The sequence below is a fragment of the Brevibacterium oceani genome, assembly GCF_017948325.1.
Lineage (GTDB): Bacteria > Actinomycetota > Actinomycetes > Actinomycetales > Brevibacteriaceae > Brevibacterium > Brevibacterium oceani.
The window spans coordinates 2,050,574-2,068,987 of record NZ_CP072846.1 but is presented as its reverse complement, the minus strand read 5'-3'; the positions used below and the strand labels follow the sequence as shown (position 1 = coordinate 2,068,987).

General features: G+C 65.6%; 20 protein-coding genes and 2 tRNA genes. 12 read left to right on the top strand and 10 right to left on the bottom strand.

Annotated features, from left to right (window positions below; genetic code table 11):
• Positions 1-42: 42 nt before the first annotated feature.
• Complete coding sequence (locus tag J9314_RS09175; protein ID WP_210605395.1) at positions 43-771, bottom strand: zinc ribbon domain-containing protein; 729 nt, start codon at positions 769-771, stop codon at positions 43-45.
• A gap of 14 nt (positions 772-785) precedes the next feature.
• The gene (locus J9314_RS09170; protein WP_210605394.1) at positions 786-1,676 is read right to left on the bottom strand and encodes a Nif3-like dinuclear metal center hexameric protein; all 891 of its coding nucleotides are present in this window, start codon (positions 1,674-1,676) and stop codon (positions 786-788) included.
• A 128-nt stretch (positions 1,677-1,804) separates the two neighbouring features.
• Between J9314_RS09170 and J9314_RS09165 the strand changes: the two genes are divergently transcribed.
• Both J9314_RS09165 and J9314_RS09160 read left to right on the top strand, forming a co-directional pair.
• Positions 1,805-3,352 carry a fatty acyl-CoA synthetase gene (locus J9314_RS09165; protein WP_246490713.1) on the top strand — a complete coding sequence of 516 codons (1,548 nt, stop codon included), beginning with the start codon at positions 1,805-1,807 and terminating at the stop codon, positions 3,350-3,352.
• A gap of 69 nt (positions 3,353-3,421) precedes the next feature.
• A complete protein-coding gene (locus J9314_RS09160) occupies positions 3,422-4,834 on the top strand; it encodes a uracil-xanthine permease family protein (RefSeq protein WP_210605393.1) in 1,413 nt (470 codons plus the stop codon).
• Between the two features lie 50 nt (positions 4,835-4,884).
• Here the strand turns inward: J9314_RS09160 and J9314_RS09155 are convergent.
• Positions 4,885-4,961 (bottom strand) — tRNA-Pro (locus J9314_RS09155).
• Positions 4,962-5,043: 82 nt separating this feature from the next.
• Here J9314_RS09155 and J9314_RS09150 point away from each other — a divergent pair.
• Positions 5,044-5,541, top strand: a complete 498-nt coding sequence (locus J9314_RS09150; RefSeq protein ID WP_210605392.1) for a TetR family transcriptional regulator — start codon at positions 5,044-5,046, stop codon at positions 5,539-5,541.
• 137 nt (positions 5,542-5,678) lie between these two features.
• A tRNA-Val gene (locus J9314_RS09145) sits at positions 5,679-5,752 on the top strand.
• A gap of 83 nt (positions 5,753-5,835) precedes the next feature.
• On the opposite strand, the gene J9314_RS09140 is transcribed toward J9314_RS09145, so the two are convergent.
• Both J9314_RS09140 and J9314_RS09135 read right to left on the bottom strand, forming a co-directional pair.
• Positions 5,836-6,183 carry a cupin domain-containing protein gene (locus J9314_RS09140; protein ID WP_210605391.1) on the bottom strand — a complete coding sequence of 116 codons (348 nt, stop codon included), beginning with the start codon at positions 6,181-6,183 and terminating at the stop codon, positions 5,836-5,838.
• Between the two features lie 27 nt (positions 6,184-6,210).
• Positions 6,211-6,876: a helix-turn-helix transcriptional regulator gene (locus J9314_RS09135; RefSeq protein ID WP_246490712.1), complete on the bottom strand. Its 666-nt coding sequence runs from the start codon at positions 6,874-6,876 to the stop codon at positions 6,211-6,213.
• Positions 6,877-6,924: 48 nt separating this feature from the next.
• Between J9314_RS09135 and J9314_RS09130 the strand changes: the two genes are divergently transcribed.
• The gene (locus tag J9314_RS09130; RefSeq protein ID WP_246490711.1) at positions 6,925-7,524 is read left to right on the top strand and encodes a DUF2249 domain-containing protein; all 600 of its coding nucleotides are present in this window, start codon (positions 6,925-6,927) and stop codon (positions 7,522-7,524) included.
• On the opposite strand, the gene J9314_RS09125 is transcribed toward J9314_RS09130, so the two are convergent.
• Both J9314_RS09125 and J9314_RS09120 read right to left on the bottom strand, forming a co-directional pair.
• The gene (locus J9314_RS09125) at positions 7,508-7,681 is read right to left on the bottom strand and encodes a hypothetical protein (protein ID WP_210605389.1); all 174 of its coding nucleotides are present in this window, start codon (positions 7,679-7,681) and stop codon (positions 7,508-7,510) included. The two genes, J9314_RS09130 and J9314_RS09125, sit on opposite strands and share 17 nt — an antisense overlap.
• A 19-nt stretch (positions 7,682-7,700) precedes the next feature.
• The gene (locus tag J9314_RS09120) at positions 7,701-8,177 is read right to left on the bottom strand and encodes an Lrp/AsnC family transcriptional regulator (protein ID WP_210605388.1); all 477 of its coding nucleotides are present in this window, start codon (positions 8,175-8,177) and stop codon (positions 7,701-7,703) included.
• Between the two features lie 109 nt (positions 8,178-8,286).
• Between J9314_RS09120 and J9314_RS09115 the strand changes: the two genes are divergently transcribed.
• Entirely contained in the window at positions 8,287-9,468 is a 1,182-nt protein-coding gene (locus tag J9314_RS09115; RefSeq protein WP_210605387.1) for a trans-sulfuration enzyme family protein, read from the top strand.
• Between the two features lie 49 nt (positions 9,469-9,517).
• Positions 9,518-10,279: a MerR family transcriptional regulator gene (locus J9314_RS09110; RefSeq protein WP_210605386.1), complete on the top strand. Its 762-nt coding sequence runs from the start codon at positions 9,518-9,520 to the stop codon at positions 10,277-10,279.
• Between the two features lie 27 nt (positions 10,280-10,306).
• On the opposite strand, the gene J9314_RS09105 is transcribed toward J9314_RS09110, so the two are convergent.
• The 3 genes from J9314_RS09105 to J9314_RS09095 form a co-directional block, all read right to left on the bottom strand.
• Complete coding sequence (locus tag J9314_RS09105; RefSeq protein ID WP_210605385.1) at positions 10,307-10,711, bottom strand: HIT family protein; 405 nt, start codon at positions 10,709-10,711, stop codon at positions 10,307-10,309.
• Between the two features lie 64 nt (positions 10,712-10,775).
• The gene (locus tag J9314_RS09100) at positions 10,776-11,243 is read right to left on the bottom strand and encodes a redoxin domain-containing protein (RefSeq protein ID WP_210605384.1); all 468 of its coding nucleotides are present in this window, start codon (positions 11,241-11,243) and stop codon (positions 10,776-10,778) included.
• Positions 11,240-11,683, bottom strand: a complete 444-nt coding sequence (locus tag J9314_RS09095; RefSeq protein ID WP_181275225.1) for a DUF3052 domain-containing protein — start codon at positions 11,681-11,683, stop codon at positions 11,240-11,242. Before J9314_RS09095 ends, J9314_RS09100 begins: the two co-directional genes overlap by 4 nt.
• Positions 11,684-11,944: 261 nt before the next feature.
• Between J9314_RS09095 and aceE the strand changes: the two genes are divergently transcribed.
• The 5 genes from aceE to J9314_RS09070 all read left to right on the top strand — a co-directional run bounded on the left by aceE (position 11,945) and on the right by J9314_RS09070 (position 18,406).
• Positions 11,945-14,707 (top strand): pyruvate dehydrogenase (acetyl-transferring), homodimeric type, encoded by a 2,763-nt coding sequence (gene aceE / locus J9314_RS09090; protein ID WP_210605383.1) that lies wholly within the window; start codon positions 11,945-11,947, stop codon positions 14,705-14,707.
• A gap of 147 nt (positions 14,708-14,854) precedes the next feature.
• Positions 14,855-16,054, top strand: coding sequence for a PucR family transcriptional regulator (locus J9314_RS09085; protein ID WP_210605382.1), 1,200 nt, complete (start codon positions 14,855-14,857; stop codon positions 16,052-16,054).
• 55 nt (positions 16,055-16,109) lie between these two features.
• Positions 16,110-17,015: an ACP S-malonyltransferase gene (locus J9314_RS09080; protein ID WP_210605381.1), complete on the top strand. Its 906-nt coding sequence runs from the start codon at positions 16,110-16,112 to the stop codon at positions 17,013-17,015.
• Between the two features lie 19 nt (positions 17,016-17,034).
• Complete coding sequence (locus J9314_RS09075; protein WP_210605380.1) at positions 17,035-18,036, top strand: beta-ketoacyl-ACP synthase III; 1,002 nt, start codon at positions 17,035-17,037, stop codon at positions 18,034-18,036.
• A gap of 118 nt (positions 18,037-18,154) precedes the next feature.
• A complete protein-coding gene (locus tag J9314_RS09070) occupies positions 18,155-18,406 on the top strand; it encodes an acyl carrier protein (RefSeq protein ID WP_009882400.1) in 252 nt (83 codons plus the stop codon).
• Positions 18,407-18,414: the final 8 nt, after the last annotated feature.

Here is an 18,414-nt window from a genome sequence, read left to right as displayed (position 1 = left end):
CCTCGCCCGGTCGAGCGGAGGAACAGCACGCCGGACCGAGCGTCAGCTGCGGCGCAGCAGCACCGCCTCGCATTCTTCGCATTCGTAGGTCTCGTTGACATCGGCGCCGAGCATCGCATTCCACGCCGCCCCGCCGATCTGCTGACCACAGGCCTGACAGTTCGGTCCCGTGAGCACGGCCGCACCCGGGCCTCCTTGAGCGACGTTCGCCTCGAAGACGGTGACGAGTTCGGCCGGCAGCTCGCCCTTGGCCTCACGCGCCGAGGCGGCATTGTCCTCGAGAAGGCCCTGCAGCTCGGCCTTGCGCTCCTTCACCGCTGTCTGAACCTCTTTGCCGGAGGCCGTGACCTCGGCGATGCGACTCTCGACGTCCGCCAGTCCCGCCTCGGCGGCCTCGAGGTTCTCCATCTCGGTCAGTTCGGTCTCTTCGAGTTCGGCGACTCGGGCTTCGTGACCCGCGATCTCGTCCTGCATGTTGACCATGTCTCTGCTGGTCAGTCCCGTGCCGTCGTTGAGTTCCGCGGTCTTCTTCTCGATCTTCGCCCGCTGGGCTTCGATGAGCGTGTTCGTTTCGGCGATCGTCGACCGATGCCCGTCGACGACCTCAGCGGCCTGCGTCTTCTCCTCACCGAGTCGTCTGTGGTTCGCGACGAGCTCCTGGAGTTCGGCGGCACGCTTCGGGTTGTCATGTTCATGGCGCAGGGCGCGGCCTGAGGCCGTGAGCTCGATGAGGGTCTGCAGCGCAGTGCGCTGGGCGTCGGTGATGAGCATCGTCGATCTCCTCGTCAGTAGCGTTCGACCCAGGGGTCCGTGTTGATGGCCGAGTGCTGCAGTGCGACCGTGAAGCCGCGGGCGGCGAACTCGGCGTCGAGCTCTCGGGCCGCGGTCTCCAGCCACACGGTCTCCGAGGCCCAGTGGGAGACGTCGATGAGCTGAGGGCTCCCGTCGTGGCGGTTCGCGGTGTCGCGGGCCTCTGTGGCGGGGTGATGACGCAGGTCGGCGGTGATGAAGACCTCGGCGCCGCTGGCCCGGACGTCGTCGAACAGGGAGTCCCCGGCACCGCCGCAGACGGCCACCCTGGTGACCGTCGCCGCCGGGTCACCGGCGATCCGCACACCCGTCGTCGTCCGCGGCAGAGCCTCGGCGAGGGTGCGTGCGATGTCACGCACAGGGGTCGGACGGTCCAGGTCGCCGACGCGGCCGATTCCGGTCGGACGGCCAGCCTCCGCGGCAGAAGAATCACGCACCACAGCGGACCGGGGCGTTGCCGGGATCGGTTGAGTATGCGTGACCAGCGGATCCGCGTCGGTGATGCCCAGCAGGGAGATGAGGACGTCGGAGACTCCTCCGCGGGCGGAGTCGGCGTTGGTATGCGCGTTGAACAGGGCGATGTCGTTGCTGATGAGCGTGTGCACCGCACCCCCCTTGAGGGTCGACGCATTCACCGATTTCACGGGTTTGAGCATGAGCGGGTGATGAGTGAACACGAGATCGGCATCGAGCACGACCGCCTCGGCGATCACCGCATCCATCGGGTCGAGGGCCAGGAGGATCGCTCGGACCTCCGCAGCGGGATCGCCGACGGACAGCCCCACGGAATCCCAGGATTCGGCGAGGGCCGGCGGCCACAGCGAATCGAAGACGTCGACGCAGTCACTCACCTTCGGATGCTTCATGGCACCACACTATTACATCAGCGAACCGCGGAGGTCGCCGATCGGTCCCCAGGTCACCTCGCCGATCACCCGCCCGTCCGAATGAGACGCAGTTCACTTTTCCGGGTCGTCGCTCCTATATTTGGCACATGACCTCTTCACAGTCCTCCGACTCTGAGTCCACCGCCCCCACCATGTCCACGGCGTCGACGATCTCCGACCTCATCCGCCGCAGCGCAGGCCGGTTCCCCACGGACACTGCCGTCGAATTCGCCGACCGGACCTGGACGTATGCCGAACTCGACGCTGCCGTCACGGCCGTCGCCCGCGAACTCGTGCGCCTCGGTGCCGCGAAGGGCGACCGTGTGGCCGCTTATGGCAAGAACTCCGACGTCTACCTGCTCCTCTACCTCGGCTGCGCCCGGGCGGGCATCATCCACGTGCCCGTGAACTATCAGCTGAAGAACGATGAGCTCGACTACATCCTCGACAATGCCGGGGCGGGAATCGTCTTCGCCGACCCCGACCTCATCGGGGCCGTCACGGCGACGCCCACAGGTGCGGCGGCCGAGGTCCTCGACCTGAACTCGCTCGTGCCGGTCGCCGCCGCCGTTGCCATCAGCCCCGCAGGCGACGGGGAATTCTCGGTCAGCGACACCGACGTCGCACAGCTGCTCTACACTTCCGGCGCCACCTCGGCGCCGAAGGGCGCGGTGATGACCCATCGTGCCCTCATCCACGAATACCTCTCCGCACTCCTCGTGCTCGACTTCGACGCGGGCGACCGCGCCGTCCACGCGCTTCCGCTCTACCACTCGGCACAGATGCACGTGTTCCTCCTGCCGCTGCTCTCGATCGGCGCGCACAACATCATCGTGCCCGCACCCGTGCCCGAGCAGCTGCTGGCACTGTTCGAAGAGCGCGAGATCAACTCCTTCTTCGCCGCACCCACCGTCTGGGTGGCCCTGGCCAACAGTCCCGACCTGCAGACCCGCAATCTCGGCAGTCTGCGCAAGGCCTACTACGGTGCCTCGATCATGCCCGGCCCGATCCTCGAACGCCTGCGGGCTCGACTGCCCGAACTCGGGTTCTTCAACTGCTTCGGCCAGTCCGAACTGGGTCCGCTGTGCACGGTGCTTCGGCCCGAGGACCACGACGCGCACCCCGGTTCGGCAGGCAAACCGGTGATGTTCGTCGAAACACGTGTCGTCGACGGTGAGGGCAACGATCTCGGACCCGGGCAGGAGGGCGAGATGCTCTACCGGTCCCCGCAGCTGTGCGAGGGCTATTGGAACCGGCCCGATGCCACTGCCGAGGCCTTCGACGACGGCTGGTTCCATTCCGGAGACCTGGTCAAGGTCGACGAGGACGGATTCGTCGAGGTCGTCGACCGGGTCAAGGACGTCATCAACACCGGCGGGGTCCTGGTGGCCAGCAGGCAGGTCGAGGATGTGATCTTCGAACTCCCCCAGGTCTCCGAGGTCGCCGTCGTCGGTGTCGCCGACGAGAAGTGGATCGAGGCGATCTCCGCCTTCGTCGTCCGCAAACCCGAGCAGGACGAGCTGAACGCCGACGAGGTGATTGCCCACGTCAAGAGTCGCCTCGCCGGATTCAAGGTGCCCAAGCGCGTCGAATTCGTCGCCGAACTGCCGAAGAATTCGGCCGGAAAGATCCTCAAACGCAGCCTGCGCGGCTGAGTGCGAGGCTGCGCATAGACTTCTTCCGACGGTTCGGACTCGAACCGAGCAGTTGCAGCAAGGAGCACAATGGTGAAATCGGTACAGACGGACGACGACGATCGGAATGTCATCCGCCGCGGATGGCGACTGCACAGCAACGGACGCACGATCGCCCAGGGCGCACGCGTCCTTCCCGAGGAGCGGCTGAGTTGGGCGCGGACCATCAGCATCGGCGCTCAGCATGTCGTCGCGATGTTCGGAGCGACCTTCCTCGTTCCCCTGCTCACCGGTTTCCCTCCGTCGACGACGCTGTTCTTCACAGCGATCGGGACGCTGCTCTTCCTGCTCATCACCAAGGGCATGATGCCCTCCTACCTCGGATCCTCGTTCGGGCTGCTCGCTCCGATCGGCGCAGTCACCGGGTTCTCGGCGACTTCAGGCGAGGAGCTCGACTCTCATGCGATGGCGCTGGCCCAGGGCGGAATCATCTCCGTCGGCGTCACGCTCGCACTCGTCGGGCTCATTGTGCATTTCGTCGGCGTCCGGTGGATCGAGGTGACGATGCCGCCGGTGGTCACCGGAGCGATCGTCGCCCTCATCGGCCTCAACCTCGCCCCTGCCGCCTGGGACTGGGTCAAGGCGGCTCCCCTGACGGCCGTGATCACCATCGCGGCGATCCTCATCACCACCGTGGCCTTCCGCGGCATGCTCGGGCGCCTGTCGATCCTCATCGGCGTTCTCGTCGGCTACGCGGCCGCCTGGCTGCAGGGTCAGATCGACTTCTCGACGGTCGCCCACGCCGGTTGGGTCGGGCTGCCGAGCTTCCACGCACCGGCCTTCGATCTCGGATACCTCGGGCTGTTCCTCCCCGTCGTCCTCGTCCTCATCGCTGAGAACATCGGCCACGTGAAGTCGGTGGCGGCCATGACCGGCAGAGATCTCGATCACCTGACCGGCCGCACCCTCTTCGCCGACGGCTTCTCGACCATCCTCGCCGGATCCGGTGGCGGGTCCGGCACGACGACCTACGCCGAGAACATCGGGGTCATGGCGGCCACCCGCATCTTCTCCACAGCTGCATACCTGTGCGCGGCGGTCATCGCACTCATCCTCAGCATGCTCCCGAAGTTCGGTGAGATCATCGCCACCATCCCGCCCGGCGTCCTCGGCGGTGCCGCGACCGTCCTGTACGGAATGATCGGTCTGCTCGGCGTGCGGATCTGGGTGGAGAACAAGGTCGACTTCTCGAATCCGATCAACCTCAACACTGCCGCGGTGTCCCTCATCGTCGCGATCGCGAACTTCACCTGGTCCCCCGGCGGACTGCAGTTCGAGGGGATCGCGCTCGGCACAGCCTCGGCGATCGTCGTCTATCAGGTGATGAAGGTGATCGCCCGGTGGCGCGGCACCGATCCCGATGCCCTGGTCGAGAGCCTCGCCGAGGCGGCCGGCCCGGCCGACGCAGATGCGCAGCCCCGTACGCGCCCCGATCCCGGCTGACAATGCAAAGTGCCGCAACCTCGCCTGAGCGATGCTGCGGCACTTTTCCCTGGTCGGGATAGCGGGATTCGAACCCACGACCTCCTCGTCCCGAACGAGGCGCGCTACCAAGCTGCGCTATATCCCGTGACCAGGAACTACTATAGCGATGGGAACGCGATCTGAAAAATCGAGATCGGCCGCCGACGCCGAATGAAAGGAACGTCTCATTGGCACTGACAGCCGAGACCATCACCGACACCGCTTTGGACATCCTTTCGCGCTACGGACTCGGTGATCTCTCCATGCGTCGACTCGCCCGTGAGCTCGAGGTTCAGCCGTCCGCGCTCTACTGGCACGTCAAGGACAAGCAGTCTCTTCTCGTCCTCATCTCCAAAAGCCTCAAGGTCGAGGTCGACGCATTGTGTCCCGTCACCGCGGACCCTCTCGCCGCAGCCCTGTCGCTGCGAGAAGTGCTGTTGAAATACCGCGATGGGGCAGAGATCGTGCTGCTCGGCTACTCCATCGCCGCCGCCGATGTCACACCCCGAGCGCTGAGCAGCGAACGCCTCGGCGCCGAGGTCTCGCAGGGCATCCTCACGCTGACCCTCGGGGCCGTGGCCGTCGAGCAGAACCGCAGACTCTTCGACATCGCGCCGGCGGGTGCTGCTGAGAACTTCGCGGCCAACGCCGCTGCGATGCTTGACGCAGTCCGCTTCCAATCCTGACCGAAGCGCCCGACACCGATCGGTAGGGACCAGTTCGATCGCCGCGGACTCGGATTCGGCGAGCCCTCCGGATTCGGAGGACCGGCCTGGGTATGGCATACTGATCAGGCGCTTGCGAGGTCATCGTCGGTGCCGTGGGGCCTATAGCTCAGTTGGCTAGAGCATCTCGTTTACACCGAGAGGGTCGGGGGTTCGAGTCCCTCTGGGCCCACAGGACGAACGCCCTCCTCCGGGAGGGCGTTTTCGCATTCTCCTGCGCTCCAGAGCCGGGTGGAGAGTCCTCAGAGCTCCGCGCTACGCGCCTGCGACGTCCGTGCGGATCGTCAGTATGAATGCCGCATCACTGAGCGCTGTCACCGAGTGCCGCTGGGACGGGATCGCGATGAGATCGCCTTCGCTCAGCTTCCAGGAGTCGTCGGCGGTCGCCAATCGCACCTCTCCCCTGAGCACCTGAAGGGTCGCTTCGGGCGGAGAATCATGATCGGCGAGTTCTGAGCCCGCGGACAGCGTGAGCAGTGCCTGCCGCAGGTAGGCGCCGACGAAGATGCCCTTCGCTGCGCGGCCGCTGTGTGAGGCTCGCGCCTTGTCCAGCAGCTCCGTGCTCAGTGCTGTGAGATTCTGTGCGGTCAGCTCGTCTGTCATCGGGGTCCTCTTTCCTGGGTGTCGGTCTCATCGTTGCTGCAGGTGGGCGCGGCAGGTCGTCGCTGTGGCGAAGGGCACGAGTGAGTCGACGGTGCGCGGAGACTGCGCGGCGTCGAGGAATCCGGTCATCAATCCTCGGTGGACGGCACACACCAACCGCCCGTAAGGGTCGAGGAATTCGCGCAGCGGGCAGTTGTGCAGATCGATCACGGCACCTTCGCCCGCGCTCGGAGCAAAGCCTGACGATTCGAGTACATCGAGCAGACCGGCAACGGCGTCGGTGCCCGTTCGGCCCGACCGCACGGCCTCGTCACTCCCCCACTGATGGCCCGCCTCCTCGGCCTCGATCTCCGGATCATCGCCCGCGGCGATGCGGGTCAGCAGTATCCGGGCGAGCAGATCTGCGCGAACACCCGCGGAGGTCTGCGTCGGCGGCAACCTGAAGCGCAGTTCTGGTCGGCCCGGCGTCTGCGTCGTCGACTGTTCGCGGACGACCGCGCCGCTGCGCTCGAGGACACCGAGGTGGAAGCGGATGGTGTTCGGATGGACGCCGAGGAGGTCGGCCAGTTCGACCGCAGATGCGCTGGTGCGTCCGCGCAGCGTTCGCACGATCTCCGAACGGCGCTCATGCCGCGGTGCCGCCGATCCTCCCCGCCGGCTCGACCCCGACAAGCCCGCTGCCGTCATCTCCATGGTGATAGTTTATACAAGACTCACTTGGATCAACTCAGAGGAGCCTCAGTGGCCGAAGAAGTCGTCATCGACGTGCGCACCGTCCCGAAGCCCGAGCGTCACCCACGCATCCTCGAAGCATATGAGCAGCTCGAGGTCGGCGACGGGCTGATCCTCGTCAACGATCATGTTCCCGAAGGACTGCGGGTGGAGATGGTTCGGGAGTACGCCGATGCGGTGGGCTGGGAACCATTGGACAGCGCCGAGGCCGCGGTGCGGGTACGCATCAGCAAGCAGGCGACCACCCCGGCCCCGCGAGTCGTCCTCGACGTCGCCGATGTCACCGCTTCCGCCGATGCCGCAGAACTGTCCGGCTCCGTCTGGCAGCTGTCTCCGCATCAACGTGGCCTCGATGCCAACGTCATCGCTCTCGGACCGGGCGGCGAGATCCGGGAACATGTCGGCCCGGACCTCGACGTCCTCATCCACGTCCTCGCCGGCGCCGGCGCACTCGAGACAGAGACCGGCTCGATCGAACTGACTCCCGGTCAGATCGTGTGGCTGCCGCGTCGGTCACGCCGCCGCTTCATCGCCGACAGCGAGGAGGGGCTGCGGTATTTCTCCGTCCACCAGCGCAAACAGGGGCTGACGATCACCGCTCGCCCTTGAGCTGAATCGACGGACCCCACAGCACCGGCTCGTATCCGGTGACCTCGCGGAAGATCGCCTCGAGGGCGAATCCGTCTTCGCGACGCGTCTCAGGTGTCACCGCTGCCAGGAACGCATCGACATCGGCGTCGGTCGGCTGCGTCTTGTTCTCTGCCATGCGTCGAGTATGACACGTCTCACTCCCCCGAGGGGATCCACGCCGAACCGTCCTCGACGCGGTAGATGAGGTTCGTGCGGGTGTGCGCGACGGCCGGGTAGCGCGTGAGGTAGTCGAGAACGAAGGACTGCACGGCCTCGGTGTCGGTGGCGACGATGTGGAGCAGATAGTCGTCGGCCCCGGCCATGTGATACATCCGCACCACTCCGGGAAACTGCGGAGCCGCCGCGGTGAAGGCATCGATCTCCGCACGGTCGTGCTTGGCCAGACGGATCGAGATGAGCGCCTGCAGACCGACCCCCAGCGCTGCGGGGTCGACGTCGAGGTGGAACCCGCGGATGACGCCGAGGGACTTCAGGCGCTTGAGCCTCAGCGAGGCCGTCGACTCGGAGATGCCCACGGCCGCAGCCAATGCCGCACCCGAGGCTCGCGCATCGGCGTTGAGCTCACTCAGGAGGCTGAGGTCGGTGGCATCCAATGAGACGTTCTGCGGCATGGCTCACAGTCTCGCATAGTCGATCGAAGATCCTCCCTCTCGGTGATCGATCACTGCAGATCGTTGACATCTTGTTGCCGCAGTCCGGAGAAGTGGATTGAATGTCGGTATGAACTCCCAGCATCCCGAAACCCGCATGGTCCACGGCGGAATGGACGGCCTCACCGAGGCGGGCGTCCACGTTCCCTCCATCGACCTGTCCACCACCAACCCGGTCAACGACATCCTCACGGGCGGCGATTCATATGAGAGCCTCGCCTCGGGACACCCGCTGGCCGACGGTGACTCAGCGGTGTACCAGCGCCTCTGGCAGCCCGGTGTCGCCCGATTCGAGACCGCGCTTGCCGGCCTCGAGGGCGCCGAGGAGGCCGTGGCGTTCGCCACCGGTATGGCGGCTCTGACTGCGGCGCTGCTCGCGGCCGTGGATGCCGGCACACCGCACATCGTCGCGGTCCGTCCGCTCTACGGCGGCAGCGATCATCTCCTCGAATCCGGCCTTCTCGGCACCTCAGTGACGTGGGCCGCCGAGGACGAGGTCGCCGATGCCGTCCGGCCAGACACAGGAATGGTCATCATCGAGACTCCGGCGAACCCGAGCCTCGATCTCGTCGACATCTCGGCCGTGGTCGCCGCGGCCGGGACCGTTCCGGTCCTCGTCGACAACACCTTCTGCACTCCGGTGCTGCAGCGTCCCCTCGCCCACGGGGCCGCCCTCGTCCTCCACAGCGCCACGAAGTACCTCGGCGGTCACGGCGATGCCATGGGCGGAATCATCGCGACGAACTCACAATGGGCGGCGCGGCTGCGCCGGGTCCGCGCGATCACGGGCGCGCTGCTCCACCCGATGGGCGCCTACCTGCTTCACCGCGGACTGCGCACACTGTCCGTGCGCATGCGCACAGCCCAAGACACCGCCGCAGAACTCGCCCGGCGACTCCGCTCGAGGCCGGAGGTCGCGGCCGTGCACTACCCCGGCCTGTCCGGATCCGACACCCGCAGCCTCGTCGGCCGCCAGATGGACGGCGGTGGGGCGATGATCGCGATCGAACTCGCGGGCGGCTTCGCGGCGGCGACCACCTTCGTCGAACACTGCGAACTCATCGTCCACGCCGTCTCCCTCGGTGGGGTCGACACCCTCATCCAGCATCCAGCCTCACTGACCCACCGCCCGGTGGCCGCGACTGCGAAGCCCGGCGACTCCCTGGTCCGTCTCTCGGTCGGACTCGAACACGTCGACGACCTCGCCGGGGACCTGTTCGCCGCTCTCGACGCCATCGGCGCAGCGGCTTGAGAAACCTGCCCTTGACCTTGACGCTGCGTCAACCTCTAGTGTTTTCGTCATGGACTGGTCCATTCAGGAAACAGCACGACTGACGGGAACGACGAGCCGAACTCTGCGTCACTACGACGCAATCGGCCTGCTGTCGGCGACATACATCGCCGCCAACGGCTACCGCTGCTACGACGAAGCTGCCCTGATGCGCCTGCAGCGCATCATGCTCCTCAAGGAGCTGGGGCTGCCGTTGGCTCGGATCGCCGAGGTGCTCGATCGCAGTGAGGACCCGATCGCAGCGCTCGAGCAGCACGTGCTCTCACTCGGACGCGAACGAGAGCGCATCGATCGGCAGATCGCCGCCGTCACCGCAACCATCACACGTTTGAAAGCAGGTGAGCCGCTCATGGCGGAAGAGATGTTCGATGGGTTCGACCATCGGGAGCACGAACAGGAAGTGACCGAAAGGTGGGGTGCCGAAGCGTATCGGCGCTCCGACGAGTGGTGGTCAGCGCTGAGCAATGAGCAGAAGACGGACTGGAAGTCCCGCGTCGAGGCTTTGTCCCGGAATTGGATCGCCGCCGCCGAGGCGGGGGCCGGCCCCGAATCGGACCGGTGCCAGGACCTGGCCCGACGCCATATCGAATGGCTCAGCGCCGTGCCGGGCACTCCGGCGAATGACCCGAAAGGCGATCTCGCCGGTTATGTCCGCGGGCTCGGCCGGATGTACGTCGACGACCCCCGGTTCGGGGCGAACTACGGCGGGAGCGCCGGGGCCGAACTGGTCAGGGACTCACTCGACCATTACCTCGAGACCCACGGGCTCTGAGGCGACTCCTCTCGGATCTCCACGGCCTCAGGACAGCTCGGCCAGTGCCTGCCGGATCTTTTCGGCCGGTTCCTCCAGCTGTTCCGGGGTCTGCATCGGGGCGCGATCATTGATGTCGAAGTCATCCATCGAGTTCGTCGGCAGGACGTGGATGTGCAGGTGAGGGACCTCGTAGCCGACGACGAGGAGTCCGATCCGCTCGCAGTCGAAGGCGTTCTTCTGTGCCTCGCCGATCCTCTTCGCCACGGCCATGAGATGGTCGAGCAGTTCCTGATCGGCGTCGATCCAGTGGGAGATCTCCTCGCGCGGGACGACCATGACGTGCCCGTCGGTCATCGGGGCGACGTCGAGGAAGGCGACGCACGCATCGTCCTGGTGGACGAAGGTGCCGGGGATCTCGCCGTCGATGATCTTCGTGAACAGCGTAGCCATGTGGGGTCCTCCTGAACTCTCAGCGCAGAATCGTGATCCGAGCCCTGCGCGCTGGGGTCTGATGTCAGAGGCTGGAGAGTGCCGCGTCGAAGTCTGCGGAGAAGTTCCGAGTCTCGGTGCGGGCGACCTGCCTGCCACTGACGATCGTACCTGCCGGAGAGATGACGAAGACCCCGCGTTCGGCCACACCGTGGTGTGGGTCGAAGACGCCGAACGCTCGGGCAGCGGCGCCGTGCGGCCAGAAGTCCGACCCGAGGAGGACATCGGTGCCGGTCTGCTGCGACCACGCCGCAAGTGTGTATTTCGAATCCACGGATACGACGAGGACGCTGACGGCTTCCTCGGCCTGTCGCATCCGTGTCTGCCGCTCATCGAGGGCGGCGAGTTCGTCGCCGCAGATCGGCGAGAAGGCGAACGGGACGAATGCGAGCACGAGTGCGGACCTTTCGGTCGCCTCGGCGAGGGTGATCACCGATCCGTGCTGATCGGGAAGTGAGAGATCCGGGGCCCGGTCACCGGGCCGGAGGATCATGAATAGTTCTTCTTGCCCACGAGCCGGAACCCGGCCCAGTCGTCGGCGGCGCTGACGGTCGAGGTCACGTGCATGCCGGCGGTGGGCGCCGCCTCGGAGATATCGGCCGGGGTGATATGACCGGGGCGATTGGCCTTCGGGCTGAGCAGCCAGACGACTCCGCCCTCCTTGAGGGTGGCCTGGGCATCGACGAGGCCGTCGATGAGGTCATCGTCGTCCGATCTCCACCACATGAGGATCACGTCGTAGACATCGTCCTCTTCGCCGTCTGCGATCTTATCGCCGATGATGGTCTCGATCGCCTCACAGAGTGCCTGGTCGACATCGTCGTCATAGCCGATCTCTTGCACATAGTCGCCCTTGCTCAGTCCGAGGTTGTGTCCCAGCTCGGCTGCAAGGGTCGAAGTGGAGGATGTCCTTTCAGAAGCGGAGTTGCTCATGCCTGTATTGTTCCGCCAACTGAGGTCAAGGTGCAAATGTCGGCGCGTCTGCCGATCGCAATCACGACCAAACCGCATCGAAGCACGCGATTGCGTCAGGCAGATCACAAGAGATCGGCAGAGCGAACTCTGCCCGCGCGTACTAGGCTGATGGCAGTATCGGGTGGACCCTGGGCTCAGACATCCTGCGAACCACACTCCATCTGATCGACATGATCTCTACACCAATGAAGATCGTGGAGCTGAAGAGAGGACCACATCGTGGACAATCGGAATCAGGGCGGACCCATCCTCAACGGGCTGCCCAGCCAGGTGCCTGACGTCGACCCGGAGGAGACCGAGGAATGGCTGGCCTCCCTCGACGGCCTCATCGACGAGAACGGTCGCTCCCGGGCCCGCTACGTCATGCTGCGCCTGCTCGAGCGCTCGCGCCAGAAGCAGATCGGGGTTCCCAGCCTCACCGCCACCGACTATGTCAACACCATCGGTCCGGAGAACGAACCCTGGTTCCCCGGTGACGAAGAGGTCGAACGTCGCTACCGTCGCTGGAACCGCTGGAACGCCGCCATGCTCGTCCATCGCGCCCAGCGACCGGGCGTCGAGGTCGGGGGCCACATCTCGACCTATGCCTCCTCGGCCACCCTGTACGAGGTCGGCCTCAACCACTTCTTCCGCGGCAAGGATCACCCGGGCGGCGGCGACCACATCTTCTATCAGGGCCATGCCTCCCCTGGAATGTACGCTCGTGCCTTCCTCGAGGGGCGGATGACCGCCGATCAGCTCGACGGCTTCCGCCAGCAGCAGTCGCACTTCATCGACGGCAAGCCCCAGGGCCTGCCCTCCTACCCGCACCCGCATCAGCTGCCGGACTTCTGGGAGCACCCGACCGTGTCGATGGGTCTGGGGCCCATGAACGCGATCTCCCAGGCCCAGTTCGACAAGTACCTGCACAACCGCGGCATCAAGGACACCTCCCAGCAGCAGACGTGGGCCTTCCTCGGCGACGGTGAGCTCGATGAACCCGAGAGCCGCGGTATGCTCCACGTCGCCGCGTTCGAGGAGCTCGACAACCTCAACTTCGTCATCAACTGCAACCTGCAGCGTCTCGACGGGCCCGTCCGCGGCAACGGCAAGATCATGCAGGAGCTCGAGTCCTACTTCCGCGGCGCCGGGTGGAACGTCATCAAGGTCGTCTGGGGCCGCGAATGGGACGCCCTGCTGGCCAAGGACCGCGACGGTGCTCTGGTCAACCTCATGAACGTCACACCCGACGGCGACTACCAGACCTACAAGGGCGAGTCCGGCGGATTCGTCCGTGACAACTTCTTCGGCCGCGACCCGCGGACGAAGGCGATGGTCGAGAACTACAGCGACGAGCAGATCTGGAACCTCAAGCGCGGCGGACATGACTACCGCAAGGTCTATGCCGCGTACAGGGCCGCCATGGAGCACACCGGACAGCCGACCGTGATCCTCGTCAAGACGGTCAAGGGCTACTCGCTCGGACCGCACTTCGAGGCTCGCAATGCGACCCACCAGATGAAGAAGATGACGGTTGAGGACCTCAAGCTCGCCCGCGACCACTTCCAGATCCCGATCTCGGATAAGGATCTCGAGGAGAACCCGAAGCTTCCCCCGTACTACCACCCGGGAGTCGACGCTCCGGAGATCAAGTACATGCAGGAGCGTCGCGCAGCCCTCGGCGGGTACTCTCCCGAGCGTCGCAGCACTCACATCGATCTCAAGATGCCCTCCGAGAAGGCGTTCGAGGCCGGTCGTCGCGGCTCGGGCAAGCAGCAGATCGCGACCACGATGGGCTTCGTGCGCATCCTCAAGGACCTCATGCGGGAGAAGGAGTTCGGTCACCGGATCGTCCCGATCATCCCGGATGAGGCCCGCACCTTCGGCATGGACTCGTTCTTCCCGACGGCGAAGATCTACAATCCGCACGGGCAGAACTACATCTCCGTGGACCGGGACCTGTTCCTCGCCTATAAAGAGGCCACGGACGGTCAGCTGCTGCACGTGGGCATCAACGAGGCCGGTGCGACCGCCGCGCTGACGGCGGTGGGCACGTCCTACGCCACCCACGGCGAGCCGATGATCCCGTTCTACATCTTCTACTCGATGTTCGGCTTCCAGCGCACGGGCGACTTCTTCTGGGCCGCCGGCGATCAGATGGCCCGCGGCTTCGTCCTCGGGGCGACGGCCGGACGCACCACTCTTGTGGCCGAGGGCCTGCAGCACGGTGACGGACACTCGCACCTGCTCGCCTCGACGTACCCGTCGGTCGTCTCCTATGACCCGGCGTACAGCTATGAGATCGCCCATATCGTCAAGGACGGCATCCACCGGATGTACGATCCCGCCGATGAGCGCGACCCGAACGTGCTCTACTACATCACGATGTACAACGAGCCGATGGTGCAGCCGACCGAGCCGGAGGACCTCGACGTCGACGGTGTCCTCAAGGGTCTCTACCTGCTCAAGAAGGGACCCGACAACGGCGGACCGAAGGTCCAGCTGATGGCTTCGGGCGTCGGTGTGCCGTGGGTCCTCGAGGCCCAGGAGCTGCTGGATCAGGACTGGGGAGTCTCCGCCGATGTGTGGTCGGTGACCTCGTGGACCGAGCTCCGTCGCGACGGACTGGATGCGGAGAACGACCGGCTGAAGAACCCCGAGGCCGAACCGCGCGTGCCCTATGTCACGGCGAAGATGGCCGAGGCCGAAGGCCCCGTCATCGCGACCTCGGACTACATGCGCGCCGTTCCCGACCAGATCCGCCAGTACGTGCCCAGCCACTTCACCTCTCTGGGCACCGACGGCTATGCGATCTCGGACACCCGTCCGGCCGCCCGCCGCTACTACCTCGTCGACGGGCCGTCGGTGGTCACCCAGGCCCTCCTCTCGTTGGCCGACACCGGTGCGGTGCCGAAGGAGAAGGCCGCCGAGGCGGCGCAGAAGTATCAGCTCGACGACGTCCGCGCGGGCTCCTCGGGGTCGACCGAGGGGGCAGGGGCCTGATCCTCTGACAGTTCTCGAGAGCTGAGCTCGACCAGGGCCGGAGAATATGGCCGGAGCCTCAAAGGCTCCGGCCATATTTGTACCCAAGTAGACGAGTTTGTATGTCGCTGACAACCAACTTGTGACAATTCGTCTAAGGTGGTGGCCATGATGTCCGATTCCGAGACCCTGCGCCGTCGCGCCGAAACCGCCCGCCGACTGCGCGCCGGAGTAGGAGTCCTGTCCTCGGTGACCCTGCAGCGCCTCGAGACCCAGCTGCCCTGGTACCGCACGATGTCCTCCTCCGACCGATCGTGGGTGGGAGTCCTCGCCCAGTCGGGAATCTCCTCGTTCATCGACTGGTACCGCAAGCCCGATACGAACCTGCGAGTGGTCTCCGACATCTTCAAGAACGCACCCCGGGACCTCATCCGCGCCATCAGTCTCCAGCAGACGCTGCAGCTGCTCAAGACCGTCGTCGAGGTCGTCGAGGAACGCGTGCCCGACATCGCCCGCCCGGCCGAACAGTCCGCTCTGCGCGAGGCCGTGCTCGTCTACTCCCGCGAGGTCGCCTTCGCCGCAGCCGACGTCTATGCCCGGGCCGCCGAGGCTCGCGGCAGCTGGGATGCGCGGCTGGAAGCCATGGTCATCGACGCCCTCGTACGCGGAGACTCCGTCGATGAGCTCGCCAGCCGCACCGCAGCCTTCGGCTGGCAGTCCGACGGTCCGGTCTGCGTCATCGTCGGCCGAGCTCCCCAGCGATCGGCGAAGAAAGGCCTCGAAGCCGTCAGACGCAAGTGCCGCCGCTGGGCCGATGACGCCCTCGTCGGAATCCACGACAATCGGCTGCTCATCGTCCTCGGCGGAGTCACCGAACTCGACGCCGCCGTCGAGGACCTCTCCGACTGCTTCGGCCCTTCCGAGGTCATCGTCGGACCGACGGTTCCGGCCCTCGCCGAGGCGGCCACCTCGGCGAAGGCCGCGATCCGGGCGCTCAAGGCCGCAACCGCGCGTCCTGACTCCCCACGGCCGGTCAAGGCCGATGATCTGCTGCCCGAACGCGCCCTGTCCGGTGACTCGATGGCGCTGAACGAGCTCATCGCCCGCTACTACGAGCCGCTCACCTCAGGGACGGGACAGCTGCTCAAGACCGTCAGCGCCTACGTCGAGTTCGGCGCCTCCCTCGAAGCCACGGCAAAGGCCCTGTCCGTACATCCGAACACCGTGCGCTACCGCCTGCGGAAGATCACGGACGCGATCGGGCTCGACCCGACGACGTCGCGCGATGCCTTCGTCATCCACATCGCATTGGTGTACGGACGACTGTCAGAGGACGGCCTATTGTCGAACACCGACAAAACTCCTTGACCCCGCCGCTGTGTCCACTAGATTGATCTGCGAAACCCAATGAAAAGAGAACTGAGTGCTAGCAATCACCTGCCCGGGCCAGGGTGCCCAGAAATCCGGATTCTTAAGCTCCTTCCTCGAACTCGAGACCTTCTCCGCCCAGATCGACGAACTCCAGGCCGCCTCGGGGATCGATCTGCGTCTGCACGGAACGGAATCCGATGACGAGACCATCAAGGACACCGCGCTGGCTCAGCCTCTCCTCGTCGCCTCGGCGATCGCCTGCGCCGCGGAACTCGGTGTGACACCCGCCGTCGTCGCCGGACATTCGGTCGGCGAGATCGCCGCGGCACAGCTCGCCGGAATCTTCACCTCGGCCGACGCCATGTCCTTCGTGTCGGTGCGTGCGAACGGAATGGCCTCGGCCGCCGCTGCCACCCCCACCGGCATGTCCGCCGTCGTCGGCGGAGTGCCCGAGGATGTGCTCGCCGCCATCGAGGCCGCCGGGGCCAGCCCCGCCAACGTCAACGGCGGCGGGCAGACCGTCGCCGCCGGTTCCCGCGAAGCCCTGGATGCGCTGGCGGAGAATCCACCGGAACGAGCACGAGTCATCCCGCTGCCCGTCGCCGGTGCCTTCCACACCGAGTACATGGCTCCGGCCACCGAAGCACTCGCCGCCACCGCCGAAGAGCTCGAAGTCTCCGACCCGCAGGTGCGCATCCTCACCAACTCGAACGGCTCGGCCGTTGCCGCCGGCCGTACCTATGTCGATCTGCTCGTCAAGCAGGTCACCAACCCCGTGCGCTGGGACCTGTGCCAGGAGACCCTCCTGGCACAGGGCGTGACCGGAATGATCGAACTCGTTCCCGGCGGCACACTGACCGGAATCGCTCGCCGCGCCATGAAGGGCGTGGAGACATACGCCATCAAATCAGCCGCCGACCTCTACGGCGCGCGTGAGTTCGCGGCAGCCCACGCCTGAGCATCGAAGGACACCAATCATGCCAACACTGAAGACAGCCGAGCCCGCACGGTTCTCCCGTATCGCGGGAATCGGTGCCTATCGCGCCGAGAACCTCGTCACGAACGACGACATCGCCGGGCCGATCAACTCCTCCGACGAATGGATCCGCCAGCGCACCGGAATCGTCACGCGTCGCCGTGCGAGCAAAGACGTCGGCGTGCTCGACATGTGCGAGGAGGCGGCTCTCGAGGCCATTGCCTCCTCCGGTCTCAAGCCCGAGGACATCGGCGGGATCATCATCTCCACCGTCACCTTCCCGTACTTCACCCCGTCGGCGGCCGCCGCGCTCACCGACCGCCTCGGCACGGGCCCGGTTCCCGCTTGGGACATCAGCGCCGCCTGCGCGGGATACTGCTACGGAATCTCTCAGGCCGATGCGCTGGTGCGTGCCGGGACGATGGACAACGTGCTCGTCATCGGTGCGGAGAAGCTCTCGGACGTCATCGATCCCGAGGACCGTTCGATCTCGTTCATCCTCGGTGACGGTGCGGGCGCCGTGGTGGTCACCTCATCGGACGAACCGGGCATCTCGAAGACCGTCTGGGGATCGAAGGGTGAGAACTGGTCGACGATCCGCATGACCGACTCCCTGATGGACATCCGCGACAACCGGGAGCTGCCGTTCCCCACTCTGCGTCAGGACGGACCGACCGTCTTCCGCTGGGCCGTCTGGGACGGCGCCGAGGTGGCCAAGGAAGCGCTCGCGGCCTCCGGCGTCGAAGCGAGCGATCTCGCCGCCTTCATCCCACACCAGGCGAACATGCGCATCATCGACGAACTCGCCAAGCAGCTGAAACTGCCCGAGTCCGTCGTCATCGCACGTGATATCGCCGACAACGGGAACACCTCGGCGGCGTCGATTCCGCTCGCCACCGAGCGGCTCCTGCGCGAGCAGCCCGAACTCAGCGGGGGCTTCGCACTGCAGATGGGCTTCGGAGCAGGACTCGTCTACGGTGCACAGGTCGTGCGCCTGCCCTGAGACACACCATTCACGGAAAACTCTCCGTGAATGTCTTAAGATATTCGGCGGGACACTCGTCGAATAGTTCCTCAAGCGGCCGAAAGACCCTCGGCCGGAATCAGAAAGTAGGAAAGAAATGGCATTCACCGAAGCTGAAGTCCTCGCTGGGCTCGCAGAGATCGTCAACGAAGAGACCGGCCTGGCTGTCGAGGCAGTCGAAGCCAACAAGTCGTTCACCGACGACCTCGACATCGACTCCATCTCGATGATGACCATCGTCGTCAACGCCGAGAAGAAGTTCGGAGTCAAGATCCCCGATGACGACGTCAAGGACCTCGTCACCGTTCAGGACGCTGTTGACTACATCAACAAGGCTCAGGAAGCCTGAACCACGCA